General features: G+C 69.7%; 19 protein-coding genes and 3 pseudogenes. 13 read left to right on the forward strand and 9 right to left on the reverse strand.

Translation table 11 applies throughout. The annotated features are described in order from the left end of the window. Positions 1-150 precede the first annotated feature (150 nt). On the reverse strand, positions 151-1185 hold the full coding sequence (locus OG453_RS36605; protein WP_135331887.1) for a LacI family DNA-binding transcriptional regulator: 1035 nt from the start codon (positions 1183-1185) through the stop codon (positions 151-153). A gap of 335 nt (positions 1186-1520) precedes the next feature. Between OG453_RS36605 and OG453_RS36610 the strand changes: the two genes are divergently transcribed. The 8 genes and pseudogenes from OG453_RS36610 to OG453_RS36645 form a co-directional block, all read left to right on the forward strand. Continuing rightward, on the forward strand, positions 1521-2792 hold the full coding sequence (locus OG453_RS36610; RefSeq protein ID WP_266872846.1) for an extracellular solute-binding protein: 1272 nt from the start codon (positions 1521-1523) through the stop codon (positions 2790-2792). Further along, positions 2793-3803 carry a carbohydrate ABC transporter permease gene (locus tag OG453_RS36615; protein WP_266872847.1) on the forward strand — a complete coding sequence of 337 codons (1011 nt, stop codon included), beginning with the start codon at positions 2793-2795 and terminating at the stop codon, positions 3801-3803. Between the two features lie 5 nt (positions 3804-3808). Then, positions 3809-4699 (forward strand): sugar ABC transporter permease, encoded by an 891-nt coding sequence (locus tag OG453_RS36620; protein WP_266872848.1) that lies wholly within the window; start codon positions 3809-3811, stop codon positions 4697-4699. Between the two features lie 57 nt (positions 4700-4756). After that, entirely contained in the window at positions 4757-6415 is a 1659-nt protein-coding gene (locus OG453_RS36625; protein ID WP_266872849.1) for a glycoside hydrolase family 13 protein, read from the forward strand. Further along, a complete protein-coding gene (locus OG453_RS36630) occupies positions 6403-7461 on the forward strand; it encodes a LacI family DNA-binding transcriptional regulator (RefSeq protein ID WP_266872850.1) in 1059 nt (352 codons plus the stop codon). Before OG453_RS36625 ends, OG453_RS36630 begins: the two co-directional genes overlap by 13 nt. 352 nt (positions 7462-7813) lie before the next feature. After that, a pseudogene (locus OG453_RS36635) lies at positions 7814-9211 on the forward strand (alpha-amylase family protein); the annotation flags it as partial. 116 nt (positions 9212-9327) lie between these two features. Beyond that, entirely contained in the window at positions 9328-12036 is a 2709-nt protein-coding gene (gene pulA / locus OG453_RS36640; RefSeq protein ID WP_323178705.1) for a pullulanase-type alpha-1,6-glucosidase, read from the forward strand. 34 nt (positions 12037-12070) lie between these two features. Further along, positions 12071-12667 (forward strand): annotated as a pseudogene (locus tag OG453_RS36645) (alpha-amylase); the annotation flags it as partial. A 28-nt stretch (positions 12668-12695) separates the two neighbouring features. Here the strand turns inward: OG453_RS36645 and OG453_RS36650 are convergent. Together OG453_RS36650 and OG453_RS36655 are read right to left on the reverse strand one after the other, a co-directional pair. Continuing rightward, complete coding sequence (locus OG453_RS36650; protein WP_266872851.1) at positions 12696-12998, reverse strand: carboxypeptidase-like regulatory domain-containing protein; 303 nt, start codon at positions 12996-12998, stop codon at positions 12696-12698. Between the two features lie 10 nt (positions 12999-13008). After that, the gene (locus OG453_RS36655) at positions 13009-13941 is read right to left on the reverse strand and encodes a serine protease (protein ID WP_266872852.1); all 933 of its coding nucleotides are present in this window, start codon (positions 13939-13941) and stop codon (positions 13009-13011) included. A 458-nt stretch (positions 13942-14399) separates the two neighbouring features. Between OG453_RS36655 and OG453_RS36660 the strand changes: the two genes are divergently transcribed. Beyond that, the gene (locus OG453_RS36660; protein ID WP_266872853.1) at positions 14400-14870 is read left to right on the forward strand and encodes an SRPBCC domain-containing protein; all 471 of its coding nucleotides are present in this window, start codon (positions 14400-14402) and stop codon (positions 14868-14870) included. On the opposite strand, the gene OG453_RS36665 is transcribed toward OG453_RS36660, so the two are convergent. The 3 genes from OG453_RS36665 to OG453_RS36675 all read right to left on the reverse strand — a co-directional run bounded on the left by OG453_RS36665 (position 14867) and on the right by OG453_RS36675 (position 17351). Further along, positions 14867-15547, reverse strand: a complete 681-nt coding sequence (locus OG453_RS36665; protein ID WP_266872854.1) for a YoaK family protein — start codon at positions 15545-15547, stop codon at positions 14867-14869. The genes OG453_RS36660 and OG453_RS36665 overlap by 4 nt on opposite strands. A gap of 14 nt (positions 15548-15561) precedes the next feature. Beyond that, on the reverse strand, positions 15562-15876 hold the full coding sequence (locus OG453_RS36670; RefSeq protein WP_266872855.1) for a hypothetical protein: 315 nt from the start codon (positions 15874-15876) through the stop codon (positions 15562-15564). A 182-nt stretch (positions 15877-16058) separates the two neighbouring features. Continuing rightward, on the reverse strand, positions 16059-17351 hold the full coding sequence (locus OG453_RS36675; RefSeq protein WP_266872856.1) for an ROK family transcriptional regulator: 1293 nt from the start codon (positions 17349-17351) through the stop codon (positions 16059-16061). A 188-nt stretch (positions 17352-17539) separates the two neighbouring features. On the opposite strand from OG453_RS36675, the gene OG453_RS36680 reads away from it, so the two are divergent. The 4 genes and pseudogenes from OG453_RS36680 (at position 17540) to OG453_RS36695 (ending at position 22068) form a co-directional block, all read left to right on the forward strand. Next, positions 17540-18859, forward strand: coding sequence for a sugar ABC transporter substrate-binding protein (locus OG453_RS36680; RefSeq protein ID WP_266872857.1), 1320 nt, complete (start codon positions 17540-17542; stop codon positions 18857-18859). Then, positions 18856-19803 (forward strand): carbohydrate ABC transporter permease, encoded by a 948-nt coding sequence (locus OG453_RS36685; RefSeq protein ID WP_266872858.1) that lies wholly within the window; start codon positions 18856-18858, stop codon positions 19801-19803. The genes OG453_RS36680 and OG453_RS36685 overlap by 4 nt, the downstream gene beginning before the upstream one ends. Before the next feature lie 13 nt (positions 19804-19816). Beyond that, a pseudogene (locus OG453_RS36690) lies at positions 19817-20656 on the forward strand (carbohydrate ABC transporter permease). Positions 20657-20694: 38 nt separating this feature from the next. Continuing rightward, entirely contained in the window at positions 20695-22068 is a 1374-nt protein-coding gene (locus tag OG453_RS36695) for a GH1 family beta-glucosidase (protein WP_266872859.1), read from the forward strand. Between the two features lie 69 nt (positions 22069-22137). Here OG453_RS36695 and OG453_RS36700 read toward each other — a convergent pair whose 3' ends face one another. The 3 genes from OG453_RS36700 to OG453_RS36710 form a co-directional block, all read right to left on the reverse strand. Further along, the gene (locus OG453_RS36700) at positions 22138-22584 is read right to left on the reverse strand and encodes an SPW repeat protein (protein WP_266872860.1); all 447 of its coding nucleotides are present in this window, start codon (positions 22582-22584) and stop codon (positions 22138-22140) included. A 105-nt stretch (positions 22585-22689) separates the two neighbouring features. Next, positions 22690-24630 carry an ABC transporter ATP-binding protein gene (locus OG453_RS36705; RefSeq protein WP_266872861.1) on the reverse strand — a complete coding sequence of 647 codons (1941 nt, stop codon included), beginning with the start codon at positions 24628-24630 and terminating at the stop codon, positions 22690-22692. Then, positions 24627-25073: an NUDIX domain-containing protein gene (locus OG453_RS36710; RefSeq protein WP_266872862.1), complete on the reverse strand. Its 447-nt coding sequence runs from the start codon at positions 25071-25073 to the stop codon at positions 24627-24629. The genes OG453_RS36705 and OG453_RS36710 overlap by 4 nt, the downstream gene beginning before the upstream one ends. Between the last annotated feature and the right edge of the window lie 250 nt (positions 25074-25323).

The following is a 25323-nucleotide window of genomic DNA, read 5'->3' on the forward strand; positions in this document are numbered from 1 at the left end:
CGAAGACAGCCACGCGCCAGGCTGTCGTGGGGGGATTTCCGCGGCCGAGCCTGCCTGTTGTGCAGGAACCCGTCAAGATTTTCCGCAAGAACCGTCATGGGCTTGCGGAGGGGTGTGCACCGGTCTGAGAGAGCCTGAAAGCCTCAACTCTCAGGCGGGCCGCTGGTCTTGTCGCCCCGAAGCCGTCGAGTCGCGCACCACCAGCTCCGGCATGAACACGAACTCGCTGTGCGGGGCGGGCGTTCCGCCGATCTCCTCCAGGAGCGTACGCACCGACGCCTGGCCCATCGCCTGGACGGGCTGGCGGATGGTGGTCAGCGGGGGATCGGTGAACGCTATGAGCGGGGAGTCGTCGTAGCCGACCACGGAGATGTCGCGCGGCACCGCCAAGTCCCGTTCCCTGGCGGCCCGGACGGCGCCGAGCGCCATCATGTCGCTGGCGCACACGATCGCCGTACAGCCACGGCCGATCAGCGTGCCCGCCGCGGCCTGGCCGCCCTCCAGCGTGTAGAGGGAGTGCTCGATCAGCTCCTCCGACTCCGCGGGCGACATCCCGAGGCGCTCGCGCATGCCGATCTGGAAGCCCTCGATCTTGCGCAGCACGGGCACGAAGCGCTTGGGCCCGACGGCGAGCCCGATGCGCGTGTGGCCGAGCGACGCGAGATGCGTGACGGCGAGTCGGGCCGCGGCCCGGTCGTCCGTGGAGATGAAAGGGGCCTGCACCTTGGGCGAGAAGCCGTTGACCAGGACGTACGGGACGCCCTTGCCCCGCAAGACTTCGTACCGCTCCATGTCGGCGGTGGTGTCGGCGTGCAGCCCGGAGACGAAGATGATCCCGGAGACGCCGCGGTCCACCAGCATGTCGGTGAGCTCGTCCTCGGTGGAGCCGCCCGGGGTCTGGGTGGCGAGCACGGGCGTGTAGCCCTGGCGGGTCAGGGCCTGGGCGATGACCTGGGCGAGCGCGGGGAAGATGGGGTTGTCCAGCTCGGGCGTGATCAGACCGACCAGGCCCGCGCTGCTGCGGTGGCGCAGCCGCGAGGGGCGCTCGAAGCCGAGCATGTCGAGCGCCGCGAGGACGGATTCACGGGTGGCGGCCGCGACTCCGGGCTTGCCGTTGAGCACCCGGCTCACGGTGGCTTCGCTGACGCCCGCCTGCGCTGCGATGTCGACGAGCCGTGCGGTCATGGACGGGACTGTACCGGGCGGCTGCCGGATTGCCCACAGGCTGCCGAAACTTGCAGAAAGTCCGTCTCTGCAAGGTACTTGCAGGCCGCGGTGGGGGAACGGGCGGGAGCGGGGCGTCTGATGAGGCCTGTCAAGCGGCGTGACGGCAACCTTCAGGACACGCGGCGGTAACGATCAACAGGCCTTGCAGAAATTTCCCGCAAGGTCTTTCGGCGGCTTTTCAATCCTGTTACGTTCCGTGGCAACCCGGCGCCGCGTCCAGTGCGGCTCGTAGGAGACACCTCTCGTCGGGGTCCCGTCTCCCCTTGTCTTCGGGTTCAGTTGAAGGAGTTCACATGCGGCGTGGCATAGGAGCCACCGCGCTGGTCGCGGCCCTGACCTTGACAGCGGCAGCGTGCGGTGGCGACGACGGTGACAGTGGCAAGAACAGTTCGGGCAAGCTGTCCGGCACCGTCACTTTCTGGGACACCTCGAACGACGCCGAGAAGGGGACGTACGAGAAGCTCGCCAAGGGCTTCGAGGACCTCCACCCGGGCGTCAAGGTCAACTATGTGAGCGTCGCGTTCGGCGAGGCCAACGCCAAGTTCAAGAACGCCGCGGGCGGCAACTCCGGAGCCCCGGACGTGATGCGCACCGAGGTCGCCTGGGTCGCGGACTTCGCCAACCTCGGCTACCTCGCCCCGCTGGAGGGCACCCCCGCGCTCGACGACGCGGGCGACTACCTCCCGCAGGCCGCGGCGAGCACCAAGTTCAAGGGCAAGACGTACGCGGCCCCGCAGACCATCGACACCCTGGCGCTCTTCTACAACAAGAAGATGCTCAAGGACGCCGGTGTCGAGGCGCCCAAGACCTTCGACGAGGTGAAGAGCGCCGCGAAGAAGATCAAGTCGAAGTCCGGCAAGACCGGCCTCTACCTGCGCGGCGACGACCCGTACTACTACCTCCCGTACCTCTACGGAGAGGGTGGCGACCTCCTCGACACCAAGAACAAGAAGATCACCGTCGACGACCCCCAGGGCGCGGCCGCGTTCAAGGTCATGAAGGACCTGGTCGACTCCAAGGCGGCGACCACCGACGCGAGCGACGGCTACAACAACCAGCTGAACGCCTTCAAGGACGGCGACGTCGCGATGGCGCTCGACGGCCCCTGGTCCATCGAGGGCGCCCTGCAGGGCAAGGAGTTCAAGGGCGACAAGGACAACCTCGGTGTTGCCCCGGTCCCCGGCGGCAGCGACCGGCAGGCGGCCCCGCAGGGCGGTTGGAACCTCGCGGCATACGCGGGCTCCAAGAACCTCGACGCGAGCTACGAGTTCATCAAGTACATGAGCTCCGCCAAGGTGCAGCAGCAGACCACCGAGAAGCTGAGCCTGCTGCCGACCCGCACCTCCGTCTACGACGTGAAGTCCGTCAAGGACAACCAGATGGTGCAGTTCTTCAAGCCGGCCGTGGACAAGTCCGTGGAGCGGCCGTGGATCCCCGAGGCGAACGCCCTCTTCGAGCCGATCCGGCTGCAGATGGAGAAGGTGCTCAGCGGCAAGACCTCGCCCGAGGGCGGGGCCAAGGGTGTCGGTGACGCGTACCGCAAGCTCCTGAAGGACTACAAGTAAATGGCTGTTGACAGCAGCCGGTCACTGGCCAAGGCCGCGGACGCCCAGGGCGTCCGCGGCCGCGGCCGGCGGGCCGGCAAGACCCCCGGACGGTTGCGCAGGGCGCTGTCCACCCACTGGTACGCGTGGGCCATGGTCGCCCCCGTGGTCGCCGTGATCGGCGTGATCATCGGCTATCCGCTGGTGCGCGGCCTCTATCTGTCGACGACCGACGCCAACGAGGCGAACGTCGAGCGCACCATCGGCGTCAACCACATCCCGGCGACGTACAAGTCGGTCGGCCTGGACAACTACACCGCGGTCTTCCAGGACGGCGTCTTCTGGGACCGGCTGACCTGGACCGTCATCTGGACGGTCTCCTGTGTCGCGCTGTCCTTCGGGATCGGCCTGATCCTGGCGAACATGCTCAACCGCAAGCTCGCGGGCCGCTCCTTCTACCGGATGGCGCTGATCCTGCCGTGGGCGGTGCCGGCCTTCGTCTCCGTCTTCACCTGGCGGCTGATCTTCAACGAGAAGAACGGCATCCTCAACAAGATCCTCGCCGGCGGCGGCATCGACGCGATCCCGTGGCTGAACGACCCCACCTGGGCCAAGCTCTCGGTGATCACCGTCAACGTCTGGCTCGGCGTCCCGTTCATGCTGGTCGCCATGCTCGGCGGACTGCAGTCCATACCCGGTGAGCTGTACGAGGCTGCGGAGATGGACGGTGCCAACGCCTGGCAGCGGTTCCGCAACATCACCCTGCCCGGCCTGCGGTCCGTCAGCAGCACGGTCATCCTGATCAGCGGCATCTGGACCTTCAACATGTTCCCGGTGATCTTCCTGCTCACCCGGGGCGGCCCCGGAGACGCCACCGAGATCCTCGTGACGTACGCCTATCGGCTCTCGTTCGTGGTGAGCCCGCGCGACTTCGCCGGATCCGCCGCCTGGGGCGTGATCATTCTGCTGCTCCTTTCGCTCTTCGCGGTGGTCTACCGCCGTGCGCTCCGCAAGCAGGGAGAGGTGTGGTGACCGCCATGACCAAGACGAGTACGACTACGCCTACGAGTACGAGTACGCCTACGAAAACCAAGGTCAGGCCGCGCGGCGAGCGCGGGCCGCTGGCCTCCGTCGGGCTGCACCTGACTCTGCTGATCGCCTCCGCCGCCGCGGTCCTGCCGCCGCTGTGGCTCCTGATCACCTCGTTCAAGCCGAAGAGCGAGGCCTTCTCCACCGACGTGGTGAAGGACTTCACGCTCGGCAACTACAGCCACGTCATCAACGACACCGAGTTCCTCAGCTGGGTGGTCAACTCGCTGCTCGTCGTCGGACTGACCACGGTGATCGGCGTCTTCATCTCCGCGACCACCGGATACGCGGTCAGCCGCTTCAAGTTCCCCGGCATGCGCCCGCTGATGTGGATGCTCCTGATCACCCAGATGTTCCCCGTCGCGGTGCTCATCGTGCCGCTGTACAACCTGCTCGCGAACCTCGGCCTGCTCAACCAGCCGATCGGCCTGGTCGTCACGTACCTGACGATCGCCGTGCCGTTCTGCGCCTGGATGATGAAGGGGTACTTCGACACCATCCCGGTGGAGATCGACGAGGCGGGGCGGGTGGACGGTCTCAACCCGTTCGGCACCTTCTGGCGGCTCATCATCCCGCTGGCCAAGCCCGGTCTCGCCGTCACCGGCTTCTACAGCTTCATCACCGGCTGGGCCGAGGTCGCGTACGCATCCGCCTTCATGACCGGCGAGGAGAACCTCACGCTCGCGGGCGGCCTGCAGACCTTCGTCAACCAGTACACCAGCGACTGGGGTTCGCTGACGGCGTCCGCGGTGATCGTCGCGCTGCCCGCCGCGGTGATCTTCGGCTTCGTCCAGCGGCACCTGGTCTCCGGACTGACGGCCGGCGCGACGAAGTCCTGACCCGGCGCCCCGCGCACACCCCCCTCGGTCTCTCGAACTCTCGATCTCAGGGAAGACATGACCCAGCATCTCGCTGCCCCTGCAGCCCCCGCCTCCGGCACCCACACGGACTGGTGGCGCGGCGCGGTGATCTATCAGGTCTATCCGCGCAGCTTCGCCGACGGCAACGGCGACGGAATGGGTGACCTGGAAGGCATCCGCACCCGCCTTCCCCACCTCAGGGACCTCGGCGTCGACGCCGTCTGGCTCAGCCCCTTCTACTCCTCGCCGCAGGCCGACGCCGGTTACGACGTCGCCGACTACCGTGCGATCGACCCGATGTTCGGCAGCCTCCTCGACGCGGACGCCCTGGTGCGCGACGCCCACGACCTGGGCCTGCGCATCATCGTCGACCTGGTGCCCAACCACTCGTCCGACCAGCACGACTGGTTCCAGCGCGCCCTGCGCGAGGGCCCCGGCTCGCCCCTGCGCGAGCGCTACCACTTCCGGCCGGGCAAGGGCGCGGACGGCTCGCAGCCCCCGAACGACTGGGAGTCCATCTTCGGCGGCCCGGCTTGGACGCGCACGCCGGACGGCGAGTGGTACCTCCACCTCTTCGCCCCGGAGCAGCCGGACTTCAACTGGGAACACCCGGCCGTCCACGACGAGTTCCGCTCGATCCTGCGCTTCTGGCTCGACATGGGCGTCGACGGTTTCCGCGTGGACGTCGCCCACGGCCTGGTCAAGGCCGAAGGCCTGCCGGACATCGGCACGCGCGACCAGCTGAAGCTGCTCGGCAACGACGCCATGCCGTTCTTCGACCAGGACGGCGTGCACGCGATCTACCGCAGCTGGCGCAAGGTCCTCGCCGAGTACGCGGGGGAGCGCATCCTCGTCGCCGAGGCGTGGACCCCGACCGTCGAGCGCGCCGCCGCGTACGTACGCCCCGACGAGATGCACCAGGCCTTCAACTTCCAGTACCTGGGCACCCATTGGGACGCCGCGGAGCTGCGCGAGGTCATCGACGTCTCGCTCGCCGCCATGCGGCCCGTCGGCGCCCCGGCGACCTGGGTGCTCTCCAACCACGACGTCACCCGGCACGCGACGCGGTTCGCCAACCCGCCGGGGCTCGGCACCCAGTTGCGCGAGGCCGGCGACCGCGAGCTAGGCCTGCGGCGGGCCCGCGCGGCGACGCTCCTGATGCTCGCGTTGCCGGGTTCGGCGTACGTCTATCAGGGCGAGGAGCTGGGTCTTCCGGACGTCACCGACCTGCCCGACGAGGTGCGCCAGGACCCGTCGTTCGTGCGGGCGAGCGGGCAGGACGGCTTCCGTGACGGCTGCCGGGTGCCCATACCGTGGACGGTTGACGGGTCGAGCTACGGCTTCGGCGTGGGCGGCAGTTGGCTGCCGCAGCCCGACGGGTGGGGCGAGCTGAGCGTCGAGGCGCAGACGGGTGACCCAGGGTCGACCCTGGAGCTGTACCGCAGGGCGCTCGCGATCCGTCGTACGCAGCCGGGGCTCGGCGCGGGCGACTCGCTGGAGTGGCTGGAGGCGCCCGATGGCGTGCTCGCCTTTCGCCGCGAGGGCTTCGTGTGCACCGCGAACACCACCGGCGCCGCGGTGCGGATCCCGGCTCCCGGCCGGATCCTGCTCGCGAACGCCGACGTGGAGCCCGCAGAGACCGCAGCCGGCAAGGTCGAGCTGCCCGCCGACACCACCGTCTGGTGGGCGGTGTGACGTTCTCCCCGCCGCGGGGCGCCGATCGAGGCGCCCCGCGGCTCGCGGACATCGCGGCCCAGGCCGGGGTCAGCGAGGCCACCGCGAGCCGGGTGCTCAACGGCAAGCCGGGCGTGGCGACCGGCACCCGGCGCCGGGTGCTCGCGGCCCTCGACGTCCTGGGCTACGAGCGTCCGGTGCGGCTGAAGCGGCACAGCGCGGGCCTGGTCGGGCTCGTCGTGCCCGAGCTCAGCAACCCGATCTTCCCGGCCTTCGCCCAGGTCATCGAGCAGGTCCTGTCCGGGCACGGCTACACCCCGATGCTCTGCACCCAGATGCCGGACGGCGCCACCGAGGACGAACTGGTCGAGCAGCTGGAGGAGCGCCGGGTCAGCGGCATCGTCTTCCTCTCCGGACTGCACGCGGACACCACGGCCGACCCCGCCAGGTACCTCGAACTGGCGGGACGCGGCGTGCCGTTCGTGCTCATCAACGGCTTCAACGAGCACATCCCCGTGTCCTTCGTCTCGCCCGACGACCGGGCGGCCGCGCGGATGGCGGTGCGCCATCTCGTCGATCTGGGGCACGAGCGGATCGGCCTGGCCATCGGCCCGACCCGGTACGTCCCCTCGCTGCGCAAGGCGGAGGGGTTCACGGCGGCGCTGCACGACCTTCTCGGCCTGGCACAGGGGGAGGCCGAGCAGCTCGTGCAGCGCACGCTGTTCACCGTCGAGGGCGGGCACGCGGCGGCCAGCGCGCTGCTCGACCAGGGCTGTACGGCGATGGTCTGCGGCAGCGACATGATGGCGCTCGGCGCCGTCCGCGCGGCGCGCCAGCGGGGCCTCTCGGTGCCCGGTGACATCTCCGTGGTCGGCTTCGACGACTCGCCGCTGATCGCGTTCACCGACCCGCCGCTCACCACGGTGCGCCAGCCCGTGCAGGCGATGGCCACCGCCGCCGTGGGCGCGCTGCTCGAGGAGATCCAGGGAAACCCGGTGCAGCACACGGAGTTCGTCTTCCAGCCCGAGCTGGTGGTGCGCGGCTCCACGGCGCAGCCACGCCGCTGAGCGAGACGGCGCATCAGGGCCCCGGTCCGAACAGCCGGGCGCGTGGGGCCCGTTGTCCGGGTCCCCCGACTGCTCGGACCGGGGATGTGGTTGAACGTAACACCGTCGCAATCACTTGCGTAAGGTCTTGCGACCCATTGAAGGTCCATGAAGGCCCATGAAGGCTCATGGAACCCCCAGAGATGCCGGGCCCGGGGCGAGAGTGCGTCCAGAGGGTTGACCGGGGTCCATGGGAGTCGTACGGTCTCGACCGAAAACGGCGTTGAAATATTTCTGCAACATCCTTCAACGGCCTTACGGGCACGGCGCGTTGCCGGACAAGGTCATCCCTCTCTGCTGCAGGAGGCCCTTCATGGCTGTCCGGAAGACCAGATCCCGCAGACCGATGGCCGGCGTGCTCGCCCTGGTGGCGGGAGCCGCCTTCGGCATCGTCGGCGGGTCGTCGCCGGCGCAGGCCGCCCCGCCCGGCGGCAAGGACGTCACCGCGGTCCTCTTCGAGTGGAAGTTCGCCTCCGTGGCCAAGGAGTGCACGGATCGCCTCGGCCCGGACGGCTACGGCCATGTGCAGGTCTCGCCGCCCCAGGAGCGCATCCAGGGCGACGCCTGGTGGGCCGCGTACCAGCCGGTCAGCTACCAGATCGGCACCCGGCTCGGTGACCGGGCCGCGTTCAAGAACATGGTCGACACTTGCCACTCCGCGGGGGTCAAGGTCGTCGCCGACGCGGTGATCAACCACATGACGAACGCCTCGGGCACCGGCTCGGCGGGATCCGCCTTCACCAAGTACGACTACCCGGGCACGTATTCGGTCTTCGACATGGACAACTGCCGGGCGGACATCAGCAATTACCAGGACCGCTGGAACGTCCAGAACTGCGAACTGGGCGGACTCGCCGACCTCGACACCGGTGAGGAGTACGTCCGGGGACGGATCGCGGGTTACCTCAACGACCTGCTGTCCCTGGGCGTCGACGGCTTCCGGGTCGACGCGGCCAAGCACATCCCCGTGGACGACCTGAAGAACATCAAGTCCCGGCTGAGCAACCCCGGCGTCCACTGGAAGCAGGAGACGATCTACGGCGCGGGCGAGGCGGTCTCCCCGAGTGAGTACACCGCCACCGGCGACGCCCAGGAGTTCCGCTATGGCTGGGACCTCAAGCGCGTCTTCAACAACGAGAAGCTCGCCTACCTGAAGAACTTCGGCGAGGGCTGGGGCTACATGTCCAGCGGCTCCTCCGCGGTCTTCGTCGCCAACCACGACACCGAGCGCCACGGCCAGACCCTCAGCTACAAGGACGGCGCGAACTACACCCTCGCCCACGTCTTCATGCTGGCCCTGCCCTACGGCAGTCCGGACGTGCACTCCGGCTACGAGTTCAGCAGCAGTGACGCGGGATCGCCCAACGGCGGCCAGGTGAACGCCTGTTACAGCGACGGCTGGAAGTGCCAGCACGCCTGGCCCGAGATCCGCAGCATGGTCAAGTTCCGCAACACCGCGAGCGGAACAGGAATGACCAACTGGTGGGACAACGGCAACAACGCCATCGCGTTCGGCCGCGGCGACAAGGCGTACGTGGTCATCAACCACGAGGGCTCATCGGTCGGCCAGACCTTCCAGACGTCTCTCGCAGCGGGCAGCTACTGCGATGTCCAGAGCGGCAAGAGCGTCACGGTGGACGCCTCCGGCCGGTTCACGGCCACCGTGGCGGCGAACACCGCCCTCGCCCTGCACACCGGGGCCAAGAGCTGCTGAGTGCCGTCACACGGCACCCGCACTCTCCCCCCCCCATAAATCGGGCCGCCCGGCTCCTCCCCGCCGCCGGGCGGCCGCACTTTCCGCACTTTCCGCACAAAGGAGAAGCACCCTTGACCGGCTCCCCGCGCCGCACCGTCGTCACCACGGCTCTCGCCCTGCTCGCCGCGGTCGCGCCCCTCACCTCCTCGGTGGCCGCAGTTCCCCGGGTGTCGGTCGCCGCCGCCGACGCGGCAGCCGAGGTCGACCTGGCCAAGTCCAAGGCCCAGTGGATCGACCGGAACACCCTCGCCTGGGACGTCCAAGGAGAGGCCGCCACCCAGGAGTTGGCGTACTCGCGCGACGGGCGACTCACGGTGAAGGACGGCAAGCTCTCCGGTGAGGGGCAGCGCATACGCCTGACCCCGGCCGAAGGCGGCCTCACCGACGCCCAGAAGAAGAAGTACCCGCACCTGAAGGCGTACGCGGCGTTCACCGTCGACCCGCGCGACCGCGACCGTGTCCGCAGGGCGCTCACCGGCCAGCTCGTCGCCACCCGCAGCGACGCCGACGGCAAGCTCCTCGCCGCCACCGGCGTACAGACCCAGGGTGTCCTCGACGACCTCTACAGCGCGGCCGCGACCAAGGCCACCCTCGGCCCGCAGTTCCGCCAGGGCCGTACCACCCTCGCCGTGTGGGCCCCCACCGCCCAGTCCGTCGCCCTCGAACTCGACGGCAAGAGCGTGCCGATGCGGCGCGACGACGCGAGCGGGGTCTGGTCCGTCACCGGCGCCGACAGCTGGTCGGGCAAGCCGTACCGGTACGTGGTGAAGGTGTGGGCGCCCAGCGTCCAGAAGGTCGTCACGAACAAGGTGACCGACCCCTACTCCACCGCGCTCACCGCGAACTCGGAGCGCAGCATCGCCGTCGACCTCGGCGACCCGAAGCTCGCCCCCGCGGGATGGGATCGGCTGAAGAAGCCGAAGGCGACGCCGCTGCGGGACGCGCAGATCCAGGAGCTGCACATCCGGGACTTCTCCGTGGAGGACCGCACGGCCAAGCATCCCGGCAAGTACCTGGCGTTCACGGACACCGCGTCCGACGGCATGAAGCACCTGCGGAAGCTGGCCGGCGCGGGCACGTCGTACGTGCACCTTCTGCCCGCGTTCGACATCGGCACCATCCCGGAGCGCGCCGCCGAACAGGCCACCCCCGACTGCGACTTGACGGCACTCGCACCGGACTCCGACGAGCAGCAGGCGTGCATCACCAAGACCGCCGCCAAGGACGCCTACAACTGGGGCTACGACCCGCTGCACTACACCGTGCCGGAAGGCAGCTACGCCAGCGACCCGGAAGGCACCCGGCGCACGGTCGAGTTCCGGCGGATGGTCCAGGGCCTGAACGGCTCCGGTCTGCGCACCGTGATGGACGTCGTCTACAACCACACGGTCGCCTCCGGCCAGGCCGACAAGTCCGTACTCGACAAGATCGTGCCCGGCTACTACCAGCGGCTGCTCGCCGACGGGACCGTCGCGACCTCCACCTGCTGCGCCAACACCGCGCCAGAGAACGCCATGATGGGCAAGCTCGTCGTCGACTCGATGGTCACTTGGGCCAAGGAGTACAAGGTCGACGGCTTCCGCTTCGACCTGATGGGCCACCACCCCAAGGCCAACATCCTCGCCGTCCGCAAGGCCGTCGACGCGCTGACCTTGGAGAAGGACGGCGTCGACGGAAAGAAGATCGTGCTCTACGGGGAGGGCTGGAACTTCGGAGAGATCGCCGACGACGCCCGCTTCGTGCAGGCCACCCAGAAGAACATGGCGGGCACGGGCATCGCCACCTTCTCCGACCGGGGCCGTGACGCGGTGCGCGGCGGCGGCCCCTTCGACGAGGACCCGGGCGTCCAAGGGTTCGCGAGCGGCCTCTACACCGACCCCAACTCCTCGAAGGCCAACGGCACTCCGGCCGAGCAGAAGGCCCGCCTCCTGCGCTACCAGGACCTCCTCAAGGTGGCCCTCACCGGCAACCTGGCCGGGTACACCTTCACCGACTCCGCCGGCCGCCGCGTGCAGGGCTCGGAGGTCGACTACAACGGCGCCCCGGCCGGATACGCGGCCGCCCCCGGCGACGCCCTCTCCTACGCCGACGCCCACGACAACGAATCGCTGTACGACGCGCTCGCCTTCAAGCTCCCGGCGGACACCACGGCGGCCGAGCGCTCCCGCATGCAGGTGCTCGCGATGGCCACCGCGACCCTCGCCCAAGGCCCTTCCCTCTCCCAGGCCGGAAGCGACCTGCTGCGCTCCAAGTCCCTCGACCGGAACTCCTACGACAGCGGGGACTGGTTCAACGCCATCCACTGGAACTGCCAGGACGGCAACGGCTTCGGACGCGGACTGCCCCCGGCCGCCGACAACAAGGACAAGTGGCCTTACGGAAAGCCCCTGTTGACATCCGGCACCCTGACCCCGGGGTGCGCGGAGATCAACGGGGCGTCGGCCGCGTACCAGGACCTGGTGAAGCTGCGCGCGACCGAGCCCGCGTTCTCCCTGGCAACCGCCGACCAGGTCCAGTCCCGTCTCTCCTTCCCGCTCTCCGGGACCTCCGCCGAGACACCCGGCGTCATCACCATGGAGCTCGGCGACCTGGTGATCGTCTTCAACGCCACTCCTGAGGCGCAGTCCCAGCGGGTCGCAGCGCACAAGGACACCGCGTACGCCCTGCACCCGGTCCAGGCGAAGGGCGCCGACCCGGTGGTCAAGTCATCTTCGTACGACCCGAGTTCAGGAACCTTCAGCGTCCCCGCACGGACGGTCGCCGTCTTTGAGCGGGGCTGAACGAGGGGGCCCAGCGGCCCCCGTGACCCGCCGCGCGGGCGGCGCCGACGCCTGGGCCGAGAACATGGCCCTGATGTGGACCTTCCGCGGCATCCCGACCCTCTACTACGGCTCGGAGATCGAGTTCCAGAAGGGCAAGCAGATCGACTGCGGCCCCAAGTGCCCGCTGGCGACCACGGGCCGCGCCTACTACGGCGGCCACCTCCAAGGGAGCGTCACCGCCTCGGAGTTCGGCACGGTCGACAGCGCGAGCGGCGAGGTCGCCAAGACCCTGGAGCAGCCCTTGGTCAAACACGTCCAGCGGCTCAACCAGATCCGCAGGGCGGTGCCCGCGCTCCAGTCGGGCCAGTACTCGACCGAGGGCATCGGCGGCCAGATGGCGTACAAGCGCCGCTACACGTCGGGCCCGGCCGACAGCTTCGCCCTGGTCACCGTCTCCGGCGCCGCGACCTACAGCGGCATCCCCGACGGCACGTACACCGACGCCGTCACGGGCGACAAGAAGACCGTCACCGACGGCAAGCTGTCCGTCGCCGCTCCCGGCAAGGGCAACCTGCGCGCCTACGTGCTCGACCTGCCGGGCAATCCGGCTCCGGGCAAGGTAGGCGTGGACGGCTCGTATCTGAAATAGGGCGCGGCGAGGTCTCCAGGAGAGGTGCCTAGCCGATTGTCAGCTCGACCCGTACCGGCTCGGCGACGGCGCCCCCGGTGGTCGCGCCGACCCGGACGGTGGCATCGGCGGTGCCGGGCGGGCCCATGATCGGGTCCGCCCGGCACGTGAGCGTGTACGCGCCCGCGGCGGGCGCGGTGAGGAAGAAGCGTCCCTCGGTGTCCGTCAAGGCAGCGATGTCCGGCAGCGGCCGGGGCCCGCTGGTGAACAGGACATGAGCACCCGCCACCGGCGCGCCCGAGGCGTCGCGGACGACGCCGATGATCTGTACTGCCGAACCGCTGCCGCTCATAGGCCTTCGCTCATGCCTTCCATGCCACGTAGTTGTTGAAGACGGGGGTGGTGAACCGGGTACCCGAGTTCACCCGGGATCCGCCGTAGGCGTGTATCGCGAAGCCGTAGCGGCCGTTGCTGTCGATGCGGTAGACGGAGCTGCCGCTCTGGCCACCGGCGGTGTCGATGTCGTAGTACACCTTGCGCGGGGCGACCGAGTCGATCCCGCGTGCCGCGTACCACATGGTCCCGCCGGGCTTGTCGCCCGGATAGCCGGCGATGTTGCCGGTGGTCTTGAGCAGATCCGAGTCCGACCATACGCCGAAGCCGAACCAGCCCGTGGTGGAGCCGATGTTGGAGGGTGTGACGATGGCGCCGTAGTCGAAGTTCTCGTCGCCGTTCTGCGTCCAGCCGAGCACCGAGCGGAAGCTCGTGCAGGTGATGCTGCCGTACGGCAGTGACGCGCCGTTGCGGCCCGGCATGACCTGGATGCTCTTCACCCAGCCGTCGCGGCCCGCCACTCCACTGCCCTTGATGTAGACCACGTGCCCGGCGGTGGCCAGCGTGTGCGGTCCGAGCAGCCAGCCGGTGCCCTGGTAGAGCGCGTTGTCGCGGGCGGTGATCAGCAGGTAGCAATGGACGCGCCACGGGTAGACGCTGGTGTTGTTGATCTGTACGCGGTCATCGGGGCCGTGCACCGTCTCGGGGGCCAGCGGCGGCGGACCGAACGACGCCTCCCCGATGTCGGGCAGCGTCGCGGTCGGGGCCGTCCAGGCCTCGGGCGCGAAGTGTTCCGGCCGGCGGTAGCCCTCGATGTGCTCGAGCCCCTCGCCCGTCGGGTGCTGCGTCTCGCCCTGCGTGCCCTCGGACGGCGGCTGCAGGATCGCTTCCTGCTCAGGGGCCAGTGATACCGCACCGTCGTCCGGCTCGTTCGTCACTGCGGTGTGTGGATCTTGCGCCATTCTGGATCACCCGGCTTCTCTCAGAGCTGCGATGTACGAGCTGTGATGTGCAGAGCTGCGCTGTGATGCTTTTGAGGACGCCGCGGCCGCAACGTTTAGGGTCAATGCCCCTTCTACTGCCGCCTGACAAGTGCCGCAATGAGCCTTTTGCGCCGACCGGGCGGGGAGGCCGCCGGGCCGGTCAACGGCGGACCGATCCCGTCGGCTGACGGCCTCTCACATCCCGCACGGCACACAGGGCATCGGCTCGCTCCCGCACCTCACCGCGAGCGGCCGGGTCCGCGCCCCCGAGGCCACCGCACTCCCACCAGCCCGGCCGGGGCCTGCGAACAATTGGCGCCTGCCCGGCCTCCGCCGCCCCCTCGCCCCTCACCCCGGCACTCACGCCCCGCGCGCAGCGGTACAGAACGGGGCGCGATGCCCGAATCACGCCGCCCTCGCTTGCTACGTTGACGCGTATGTACGCGACGCGGATCTCCCACCACGTGAACGCCTCGCGCCCGGCGGTCTACCAGGCGCTCGTGGACGCGGACGCCATCGCTCGATGGCGGGTGCCGAGCGGCATGACGAGTAAGGTGCACGCGTTCGACGCCCGCGAGGGAGGCGAGTTCCGGGTGTCGCTCACCTACGACGCTCCGGACGGCGCCGGCAAGTCGGCCTCGCACACCGACACGTACCACGGCCACTTCGCCGAACTCGTCCCGGACGAGCGGGTGGTCGAGATCCTCGCGTTCGAGGCCGAGGATCCCGCACTGCGCGGCACCATGACGATGACGACGACGCTCACCGACGGCGCGGACGGCGGCACCGATGTGGTGATCGTGCACGAGGGGATCCCTGACGCGATCCCGGCGGCCGACAACGAGACGGGCACCCGCATGGCCCTGGCCAACCTCGCCCGGCTCGTCGAGGAGAACGAGGCTTCCTAGCGGCGGGTACGCGGGGCAAGAGCCGCCGCCAGTGCGACGACGGTGAGCAGGGCGAGGGCGGGCGCGAGCGCCGCCGGTGTGCCGTGGTCGAGTTGCAGCAGACCGCCCGTCAGGGCGCCGGCGAACATCGCGGCGACGGAGAGGGATCGGCGCAGGGTCGCAGGGCCGGGACGGTCGGAGGCGAGGGCGGTCAGGGTGCGGGTGAGGACCGTGGTGGTCAGATCCGGGACGGCGATGCGGTGCACGACCGCGTTCTGCAGGCCCATCCCCAGAGCCAGGAGCGCGATCAGTACGTGATCGACGTCGACGGCGACGCTGGTCACCAGGGCCGCCGCGACCAGCGCGGCGTGTGCCGCGACGAGCACCGCGAACAGCCGCACCCGGTCCGCGACCCGCGGCGCGAGCCGCCCTCCCGCCCACGCGCCCGCCACGAACGCGCCGCCCGCGAGGAGCGACGCGGTGGCGGACAACTGGGCGTAGCCCGCGAGCGCGAACCCGAGGAAGACCACGTTCCCGGTCATGTTGGCGACGAAGACGTGGTCGAGGCCCAGATAACTGACGGCGTCCACAAGGCCGGTGACGAAGGTCAGCACGACGAGCAGCGGGGGCAGCACGCCGTGGTGCTCGGGGTCGTCGGGGAAGAGCCGGGCGGCGGCGTGGTCGAGCGACGAAGTCATGTGTTGACGGCGCGTCAGGGCTCGATCGGCTGGCCGAGCCTGCCCGCACGCCGTTCCCAGCCGGCCTTTCCGAGCGGGACCTTGCCGTGGCAGGAGGCCCACACCTCGCCGCCGTTCTTGAGGTGGACCTCGACGGTGCCGACGAACAGGTTCGCCAGGTCCACCCGCGTGGTCAACGGATCGCTCGCACCGCGCAGGGTGCCGCTGATGGCCGCGGCCTGCACCAGGCAGCCGTTCGACTCGGCCGCGTAGTCCGTGTCGTCGAGGGCGGCCGCACCGGCGGTGTCCGGAGCGGTGAGGGTCGAGGCCAGGGCGCGGTGAGGTCGCACTGCGGTTCTCCTGTCGAAATGGTCGGGGCCGGGCCACCGTCAGGTGAGCGGGGTGAGGGCACCGTCAAGTGATCCGGGCCAGGCCACCGTTACCCGAAACGCCGGACGGCGGCGGCGTCCGCGCGCCCGGTGACGCCCAGAACGACCCGAATGGGCCGGTCCCAAGGGCGCCGAAAGCCCTGTCACTTGGGCGTTCGCCCCTCCAGCGCCGTCTGCCAGGCCGGTGCCGCCGCCTCGGGGGCCGGCGCCGCGCGGCGGCCGCCCCGGGCGAAGAAGTCGGCCAGCGGAAGCGTCGCCGCCCCGACGGTCACCGCGTCGGGGCCGAGGCGGCCGAGCCCGATGGTGACCCGGTCCGCGGGGTAGGCCAGGGCGTAGGTGGGGATGTGGTGCTCGACCGCCGTGAGGAAGCGCTGCCCGAGCTGGAGTCCGGCCCAGCCGCCGACCAGGATGCGCTCGGGCTGGAAGAGGTTGATCAGGTCGGAGAGGCCCGCTCCCAAGTACTCGGCGGTCTCCTCAAGGACGGCCAGGGCCGTAGGGTCGGCCGCGTGGTCGCCCTCCGGGTAGGCGGCGCCGAGCATGGCGGTGAGCGCGCCCTCCTCGTCGGAGCCCCGGGGCGGCCGCCCGCCCGCCTCCTGCCACCGCTCGAGCAGCGCCTCCGCCCCCGCGTACGCCTCAAGGCAGCCCAGCGCCCCGCACCGGCACCGTCTGCCACGGACCCGCACCGTGAGGTGTCCCCACTCGACGGCGCGGCCCTGCTTCGCGTCCTCGGTCACCACGCACGCGCCCACACCGGAGCCGAAGAGGACCACCACCGCGTTGCGCGTGCCGCGCCCGGCGCCGAACCACATCTCCGCCTGGCCCAGCGTCTTGGCGCCGTTGTCGATGAAGTACGGGACAGAATCGGGGAGTTGACCCGTATCGCGCAGCAGCGACTCCAGCGGGACCGCGTCCCAGCCGATGGTCTGCCCGTGCACCACCGCGCCGAGTTCGGGGTCGCGCGCGACGATTCCCGGTACGCCGATCCCGACGCCGATGACGGCGTCGTCCGAGCCGCCCGCCGCGCCGATGACCTCGGTGATCCCGTCCCTGATGAGTCCCGCGACGCCTTCCACGTCGTGGCCCTTCAGGGTCAACGGCCGCTCAACACGGGCGAGTTCGGAGAGCGACAGGTCGAAGAGCTCTACGCGGACCCGGGTCTCGCCGACGTCCACACCGATCAGCCGGCCGCGGTCCGGGGCGACGCGCAGCAGGGTGCGGGGCCGGCCGCCGTCGGACTCCACGCTGCCCGCCTCCTCCACGAGGCCCTCCGCCACCAGCTCGGCCACGACATTGCTGATGGAACCTGAACTCAGCCCGGTGGCGGGCCCGAGCGTGAAGCGGCTCATCGGCCCGTCGAAGTACAGCCGCCGCAGCACGGCGGCGCGGTTCTCCCGCCGCAGGTCGTGCACCGTACGCCCGTTGCGCTGCCCTGCCATGTGGTTCCTTCCGGCCTGCTCTGCCTCGAACTTGGTCCTGTGCGACCTCTTGACGCTATCTTCCCCGCCGGTTTAACTCACGTCCTAAATTAAGTCATGAGGTCATTCAGAAGGTGAACACGGGGCCCGCCCGACCCGGCCCCGGGCCCTTCGCCTCATGACTCCCTCCGGAAGGGACACCTGGAGACATGAGCAGATTCCGAGCGCCCGCCGCCGGCGCCGCCACCCTCGCGCTCGCCCTCGCCGCGTCCGCCTGCGGCGGAGGTACGTCGACGGGCGGTGCCGGATCCAACGACTCGCCGAAGACCCTGACGTACTGGGCGTCGAATCAGGGCCCCAACCTCGAAGCGGACAAGAAGATCCTCGGGCCCGAGCTCGACAAGTTCGAGAAGCAGACGGGCATCAAGGTGAAACTCGAGGTCATCCCCTGGTCGGAGCTGCTCACCCGGATCCTCACCGCGACGACTTCGGGCCAGGGCCCCGACGTACTGAACATCGGCAACACCTGGAGCGCGTCGCTCCAGGCCGGCGGTGCCCTGCTGCCCTGGGACGAGAAGAACTTCGCGAAGATCGGCGGCAAGGACCGGTTCGTCGAGTCCGCGCTCGGCTCGGCCGGGGCACCGGACAAGGACCCGGCGGCCGTGCCGCTCTACTCCATGGCGTACGCCCTCTACTACAACAAAAAGATGTTCGCGGAGGCCGGGATCGACGGGCCGCCCGCCACCTGGGACGAACTGGTCGCCGACGGCAAGAAGCTCTCCAAGGACGGGAATTGGGCCCTGGGAGCAGAGGGCGCGAACCTGGCCAACAACATCCACCAGATCTTCGTCCTCGGCAAACAGCACGGCGCAGACTTCTTCACCGCGGACGGCAAACCCGACTTCACCTCCGACGGCGCGGTCGCGGCCGTGCAGCAGTACGTCGACCTGATGGCCAAGGACAAGGTCATCGCCCCCGGCAACGCCGAGTACGCGCAGAACCAGTCGCTGAGCGACTTCGCCAAGGACAAGACGGCGATGGTCCTGTGGCAGGCCGCGGCCACCACCTTCAAGTCGCAGGGCATGAGCGACAAAGAGTGGGGCGTGGCGCCCGTGCCGGTCACCTCCGGCGCTCCCGGGCAGGGCAAGGCCACCAACTCGATGGTCGCGGGCATCAACATGGCCGTGTTCAAGAACACCAAGAACATCGACGGCTCACTGAAGTTCGTGAAGTTCATGACGAGCGACGCGGAGCAGAAGATCCTCTGCGCCGCCTACGGCTCCGTACCGCCCGTCAAGGCCGCACAGCAGGACCCCGCCTTCGACCGCCCCGAACTGAAGGTCCTGCGCGACACCTTGGCCAAGAGCGCCGCGCCGCTGCCCCAGGTGCCCGACGAGTCGCAGTTCGAGACCGCGGTCGGCACCGCCGTCAAGAACCTCTTCGCGCACGCCGCGGCAGGACGCGAGGTGACCACGGCATCGGTGAAGGCCGAACTGGCCAAGGCCCAGCAGCAGATGTCACAGCAGTGAGCGCTGCGACAGGGCCGCGCCGCCGCAGGCCCGGACGCCTGCGCCGCATCGGACTCCCGTACCTCCTGCTGCTCCCCGCCCTCCTCCTCGAAATCCTCGTCCATCTGCTGCCGATCGTCACCGGCATCGTGATGAGCTTCAAGGAACTCACCCAGTTCTTCATCCGCGACTGGGGCGCCGCGCCCTGGTCGGGCCTGGACAACTACAAGGTCGCCGTCGACTTCGACGCGCCCGTCGGGCAGGCGCTGCTCCACTCGTTCCTGGTGACCTGCGCCTTCACCCTGCTCTCGGTCGGCCTGTGCTGGCTCCTGGGCACGGCCACCGCGATCTATCTGCAGGAGACGTTCCCGGGCAGGGGCGTGCTGCGTGCGCTCTTCCTCGTGCCGTACGCACTGCCGGTGTACGCCGCCGTGATCACCTGGGGCTTCATGTTCCAGCGCGACAACGGCCTGATCAACCACGTCCTGCACGACCAGCTCGGCCTCACCGACAGCGCCACGTTCTGGCTCATCGGCGACAACAGCTTCGTCGCGCTGCTCACCGTGTCGGTGTGGAAGGGCTGGCCGTTCGCCTTCCTCATCATGATGGCCGGCCTGCAGAACATCCCCCGCGAGATGTACGAGGCCGCCGCCCTCGACGGCGCCGGGGTGTGGCAGCAGATCCGCCGCATCACGCTGCCCTCGCTCCGTCCCGTCAACCAGGTGCTCGTCCTGGTCCTCTTCCTCTGGACGTTCAACGACTTCAACACGCCGTTCGTCCTGTTCGGCAGGGCGGCGCCCGAGGCGGCTGACCTCGTCTCGATCCACATCTACCAATCGTCGTTCGCCACCTGGAACTTCGGCTCCGGCTCTGCCATGTCGGTCCTGCTGCTCCTGTTCCTGCTCGCGGTGACGGGCGTCTATCTGCGGGTCACGTCACGCGAGAGGAAGTCGGTCCATGCATAGCGTCCGGTCACCGATGGCGCCGCCCCGCTCGTTCCTCTGGTCCCGGCGGATCTTCCTGACCCTGCTCACCGGGTTCGTGCTGCTTCCGGTGTTCGTGATGGTGTCCAGCTCGCTCAAGCCGCTCGAAGACGTGTCGGGCAAGTTCCGCTGGCTGCCCAGCGGGCTCACGATCCGCCCGTACATCGACATCTGGAAGACCGTCCCGCTGGCGAAGTACTTCATGAACTCGCTGATCGTGGCGGGCGCTGCCACCGTCTGCTCGGTGGTGATCGCCGTCTTCGCCGCCTATGCCGTCAGCCGCTACCGGTTCCGCGGCAAACGCGTCTTCACGGTGACCGTCCTGTCGACACAGATGTTCCCCGGCATCCTGTTCCTGCTGCCGCTGTTCCTCATGTACGTGAACATCGGCAACGCCACCGGGATCGCCCTGTTCGGCTCACGCGCCGGACTCATCCTCACCTATCTCACCTTCTCGCTGCCGTTCTCGATCTGGATGCTCATCGGGTACTTCGACTCGGTGCCGCGCGACCTGGACGAGGCGGCCCTCGTGGACGGCTGAGGGCCGCTCGGCGCGCTCTTCCGCGTCGTCGTCCCCGCCGCGATCCCCGGCATCGTCGCGGTCGCGGTCTACGCCTTCATGACCGCCTGGGGAGAAGTGCTCTTCGCCTCCGTCATGACGAACGACACCACCCGCACCCTCGCCATCGGCCTGCAGGGCTACTCCACCCAGAACGACGTCTACTGGAACCAGATCATGGCCGCGTCGCTCGTCGTCAGCGTGCCCGTGGTCGCGGGGTTCCTGCTGCTCCAGCGCTATCTGGTGGCCGGCCTGACCGCCGGAGCCGTCAAGTGACCCATCCCTCTACGTCTGAGAGGACGTCCGTGTCGTCCGTGTCGTCTCCGTCCCACCTCATCGACCTCGCCGCACTCCCGCACGACTTCGCGTGGGGCACGGCCACATCGGCGTACCAGATCGAAGGAGCCGTCGCGCGGGACGGTCGCTCCCCGTCGATCTGGGACACCTTCTCGCACACCCCCGGAAAGATCGACAACGACGATCACGGCGACACGGCCTGCGACCACTACCACCGCTGGCGCGAGGACATCGCCCTCATGAGGCAACTGGGCACCAACGCCTACCGGTTGTCCCTGGCCTGGCCGCGCATAGTGCCCGGCGGCGACGGTCCGGTCAACGCCAAGGGCCTCGACTTCTACGACCAGTTGATCGACGGGCTGCTCGACGCGGGCATCACCCCGTCCGTGACCCTCTACCACTGGGACCTGCCGCAGGTCCTGCAGGACCGCGGCGGCTGGCCGGAGCGCGAGACCGCCGAGCACTTCGCGGCGTACGCGTCCGTGGCCGCCGCCCGTCTCGGCGACCGCGTCACGCAGTGGGCCACCCTCAATGAACCCCTCTGCTCCGCCTGGATCGGCCACCTGGAGGGCCGCATGGCGCCCGGCCTGACCGATCTGACCGCCGCCGTGCGCGCCTCCTACCATCTGCTGCTCGGGCACGGCCTGGCGGCGCAGGCGATCCGGGCGGCGGCGCCCCGCGCGCAGATCGGCATCGTCAACAACCTCTCCACCGTCGAGCCCGCCACCGACCGCCCCGAGGACATCGCGGCCGCCCGGCGCGTCGACGGCCACACCAACCGCTGGTGGCTCGACCCGGTGCACGGCCTCGGCTTCCCCGCCGACATGCGCGAGGTGTACGGGGTCGAACTTCCGGAGCGGGCAGGGGACTTGGCGACCATGGCGGGGCCGCTCGACTGGCTGGGCCTGAACTACTACTTCCCGGCCGCCGTCGCCGACGATCCCACCGGGCCCGCGCCGCACGCCCGCCAGGTGCGCCGCCACGGTGTACCGCGCACCGGCATGGACTGGGAGATCGACGCGCGGGGCATCGAGACCCTGCTGCTGCGCCTCACCCACGAGTACGGGGCGCGCAAGCTGTACGTCACCGAGAACGGCTCGGCCTACCCCGACGTCGTACGGCCCGACGGCACGGTCGACGACCCGGAGCGCGCCGACTACCTGGTGCGGCACCTCGCCGCGTGCGCGAGCGCCGCCCGCAAGGGCGCGCCGCTCGCCGGGTACTACGCGTGGTCGCTGCTCGACAACTTCGAGTGGGCCTACGGCTACGACAAGCGGTTCGGCCTCGTCCACGTCGACTACGCGACGCAGCGGCGCACCGTCAAGGGGAGCGGCCACCGCTACGCGGCCATCGTCCGCGACCACCAAGGGCGCGCGCACCGCGCCGCCTGAGACGGCGAGCGGCGGCCCCCGGCCGTGTTCGACCGGGAGCCGCCGCCTTCGTTCAGTCCTCGACCTCCGTCAAGGTGTGCTTGGCTGCCGGCCCTCCTTCGCCGCCGCGCCCGTGCAGGCGAGGCCAAGGACGAAGGTGAGACCGCCGATGATGACGTTGGTGAGAATGACGCCCGTGTCGGGGCTGTCGCCCACCACCCACGGCGAGACGATCATCCATACGCCCATGGCGCACATGGCCCAGCTCAGGCTGTACATCCGGGCCGGGGTGACGGTGAACCCGACCGCCAGCACTGCTATCGCGATGCCCATGATCAGGTTGTGCGTCGCGAGGGTGGGCTGGTTGGCGGCGAAGTGGATCGTCCACGGGGATATGGCGCAGAAGAGGCCCGTGAGGAACACAGGCCCGTCCACGAGTGCCACATCGTGACCGCCGAGCACGCGGGCGTACCGATCCCGCATCTCGGATACATCGGGGTGATGAGTGATGTCGCCCCTGTGTGAGACGTCGGCCATGAGACTCGTCTCCTCTGATTCGAGCAGGCCTGAAGAGCTATCGCGGCATAGTCGTCGCGCATATCCATTCTGCGCTTATTTTTTCTTTATGTGTAGTGCTGGCCCTCAGCGATCGTTCGAAAGGGCGAGCAGCTCCGCGAACAGGCCCCCTCCGTGGGCCAGGTCGTCGTAGTGGCCCTGTTCCGTGATCCGGCCCTGCCGCATCACGACGATCCGGTCCGCCACCCTGGTGTTCTCCAGCTGGTGGGTGACGACGATGGTGATCTGGTCCGGGGCGCTCGCCCTGAGCGCGTCGAGCACGGCCCGCTCGCCGCGGACGTCCATCTGCGACGTCGGCTCGTCGAGGATCAGCACGGGCGGCCGCCGGTAGAGGGCGCGGGAGCACGCCAGGCGCTGCCACTGGCCACCGGAGAGCTCGCAGCCGCCCCAGAGTTCACGGGCCAGCAGGGTGTCGAGGCCGTGCGGCAATTGCTCGATCGCGGTGCGCATGCCGACCGCGTCGACGGCGCCCCAGACCGGCCCGTCGTCGAGAGTGCGGGGCTGGCCGAGCGTCACGTTCTCGCGGGCCCGCAGCGGCCATTGGGCGAAGTTCTGCGCGACCAGACCGGTGCGGGCCCATACGGAGTCCGGGTCCGCCGTCGCGAGATCGACTCCGTCCCAGGTCACCCGGCCCTTGTCGGCGAGGAAGATGCCGGTGATCAGACGCGTGAGGGTGGACTTGCCCGAGCCGTTCTCGCCGACGACGGCCACGATCTCGCCGCGGCGCAGGGTGAGCGAGACATGGTCGACGGCCGGCTTCTCCTTGCCGGGGTATTGATAGACCGCCTCGTCGACACGGATCTCCGCCACCTGCTCGGGAGCCTTCGACCGGCCGCGCTCGGGGGCGAGTTCGCGGGCGAAGTCGAGGAACGAGCGCATGTCGGCGAGGTACAGACCGGTGTGGAACATCGCCGCGCCGTGGATCACCAGCTGGGAGAGCGCGGCGAGGGACGTCTGCACGGCGACGACCGCCGTGGCCGCGACGGCCAGGTCCACACGCCCCGTGACGGCGAGCCAGGCCAGCGCCGCCCAGGCGCCGACGAGGAAGATCCCGCCCAGTGCGGAACTGGCGAGCACGATGCGCAGCATCCGGGGCGCGGCGGCCAGGGTGCGCCGGTCGATCCGGGCGGACAGGGCGCGGTACCAGTGGACCAGGTACCCGGTCATGCCGTTGGCCCGCACCTCGTCGCTGAACTTCGGGGTGGTCGACCACCACCGCATCATCTGGCGTACGTTGCGGTCGCCGACGTTGGCGTAGTGCGTCTCGTAGGTGACGCGCGCCGAGAGGACGGCCCCGGCCCCGGCGGGCACGACGGCGAGGACGAGCAGCGGGAACATCAGCGGATGCAGCACGGAGAGCACGCCGCTCGCGGTGACCATGCGGACCAGGGCGGCCGTGAAACGCGTCGCGTCCTGCACCATCATCCGGCTGCGGGTCACGCCCATCTCGGCCGCCTCCTGCCGGTCTGCGAACCCCGGTTCCGCGTACGCGGCGGCCTCGGCGCGGCACACCGCCTCGACGAGGGCGCTGTCGGCGCCGGTGGTAAGGCGTGGGGTGATCCGGCCGTCCGCGTACGAGGAGAGCGCGGTGGCGACGCGCGTGACGGCGGCCGCGAGGGCGATGACGAGCAGGGCGGGCAGCGCCGCGCGCAGCCGGTCGGCGGCGGGGCCACCGCCCAGGAGGGGCTGCATGGCCGTGGCGGTGAAGGCGAGTTGCACGGCCGCGCCGGCGCCGACGAGCAGCTGACAGCCGAGGAGCAGCAGCACGGCAGGCCGGTCGGCCTGCCACGCCATCCGGGTCGTGTGCGCGAGGACCGACGGCAGGCGGGAGCACATGTCCCGGAAGGAGGCCTCGCCCAGGGGATTCTTTCCGGGGTTCCCCTCGAACTTGATCTCCGCGGGCGGGGGAGGGGGCAGCGGCGGCCTGGACGGGGACGTGGACGGGGACGGGGACGGGGCGGTGACGGTGGTGGGGCCGGTGGTGGGGCCGGTGTTCTGGCTTGTCATGCTGCCGCCCATCCCATCTCCGTGTACGTACGGCCCGCGGCGATGCCCGTGAGCGCGACGGCGGTGTAGTCGACGAGCGGGGAGGGGAGGGCAGCGTACGGCCACCACTCCAGGGCGGTGCAGCGATCGGGTTCGCGGATGGCCGGGGTGCCGGCGTAGTCGAGGACGTGGAAGAGGAGCTGCATCCGGGCCCTGCCGTCGCCGCCGTCCCGATGGTGGACGATGTGGACGAGCCGGAGGTCCTGCTCGTGGATGGTGACGCCGAGCTCCTCGCCCGCCTCGCGCACGGCACACGCCGTGGCCGATTCGCGTTCGAGATGACCGGCCGGAAGGTGCCAGGTGGCGGGGGCGTAGGCGGAGTCGGGGGAGCGCAGCCCGAGCAATACCCTGCCCGCCCGCTCGAACACAAGGTGAACACCGACGATGTTGGCGTGCAGTTCCAAAGGGGCTCCCTGGCGGCATCGGTACGGACAGACGCTCGGGAAACGGGGTCGAGCGGTGGTGCGTAACGGTGACGTGGGGGCGATGTCTCGGGCTGAAGTTCGAAGCCGGGTGCCGAGGGCCGGGATGCCGGGCCGCCGGGCCGTGATCTTGCGTTCGATTCACTCTGGCGGATCGAACCACCCGATTCGGGGATTGCCGATGCCCGGCCTGGGGTGGGCCCGTGCGCGGCGGGGGAGGGGTGCGGTCCGC

The organism is Streptomyces sp. NBC_01381 (assembly GCF_026340305.1).
In the GTDB taxonomy this organism is placed as follows: domain Bacteria; phylum Actinomycetota; class Actinomycetes; order Streptomycetales; family Streptomycetaceae; genus Streptomyces.

Coding starts and splice junctions, on each gene's coding strand:
- OG453_RS36605 (WP_135331887.1), bottom strand. CDS start 1,185: ATGACCGCACGGCTCGTCGACATCGCAGCGCAGGCGGGCGTCAGCGAA.
- OG453_RS36610 (WP_266872846.1), top strand. CDS start 1,521: ATGCGGCGTGGCATAGGAGCCACCGCGCTGGTCGCGGCCCTGACCTTG.
- OG453_RS36615 (WP_266872847.1), top strand. CDS start 2,793: ATGGCTGTTGACAGCAGCCGGTCACTGGCCAAGGCCGCGGACGCCCAG.
- OG453_RS36620 (WP_266872848.1), top strand. CDS start 3,809: ATGACCAAGACGAGTACGACTACGCCTACGAGTACGAGTACGCCTACG.
- OG453_RS36625 (WP_266872849.1), top strand. CDS start 4,757: ATGACCCAGCATCTCGCTGCCCCTGCAGCCCCCGCCTCCGGCACCCAC.
- OG453_RS36650 (WP_266872851.1), bottom strand. CDS start 12,998: ATGAGCGGCAGCGGTTCGGCAGTACAGATCATCGGCGTCGTCCGCGAC.
- OG453_RS36655 (WP_266872852.1), bottom strand. CDS start 13,941: ATGGCGCAAGATCCACACACCGCAGTGACGAACGAGCCGGACGACGGT.
- OG453_RS36660 (WP_266872853.1), top strand. CDS start 14,400: ATGTACGCGACGCGGATCTCCCACCACGTGAACGCCTCGCGCCCGGCG.
- OG453_RS36665 (WP_266872854.1), bottom strand. CDS start 15,547: ATGACTTCGTCGCTCGACCACGCCGCCGCCCGGCTCTTCCCCGACGAC.
- OG453_RS36675 (WP_266872856.1), bottom strand. CDS start 17,351: ATGGCAGGGCAGCGCAACGGGCGTACGGTGCACGACCTGCGGCGGGAG.
- OG453_RS36680 (WP_266872857.1), top strand. CDS start 17,540: ATGAGCAGATTCCGAGCGCCCGCCGCCGGCGCCGCCACCCTCGCGCTC.
- OG453_RS36700 (WP_266872860.1), bottom strand. CDS start 22,584: ATGGCCGACGTCTCACACAGGGGCGACATCACTCATCACCCCGATGTA.
- OG453_RS36705 (WP_266872861.1), bottom strand. CDS start 24,630: ATGACAAGCCAGAACACCGGCCCCACCACCGGCCCCACCACCGTCACC.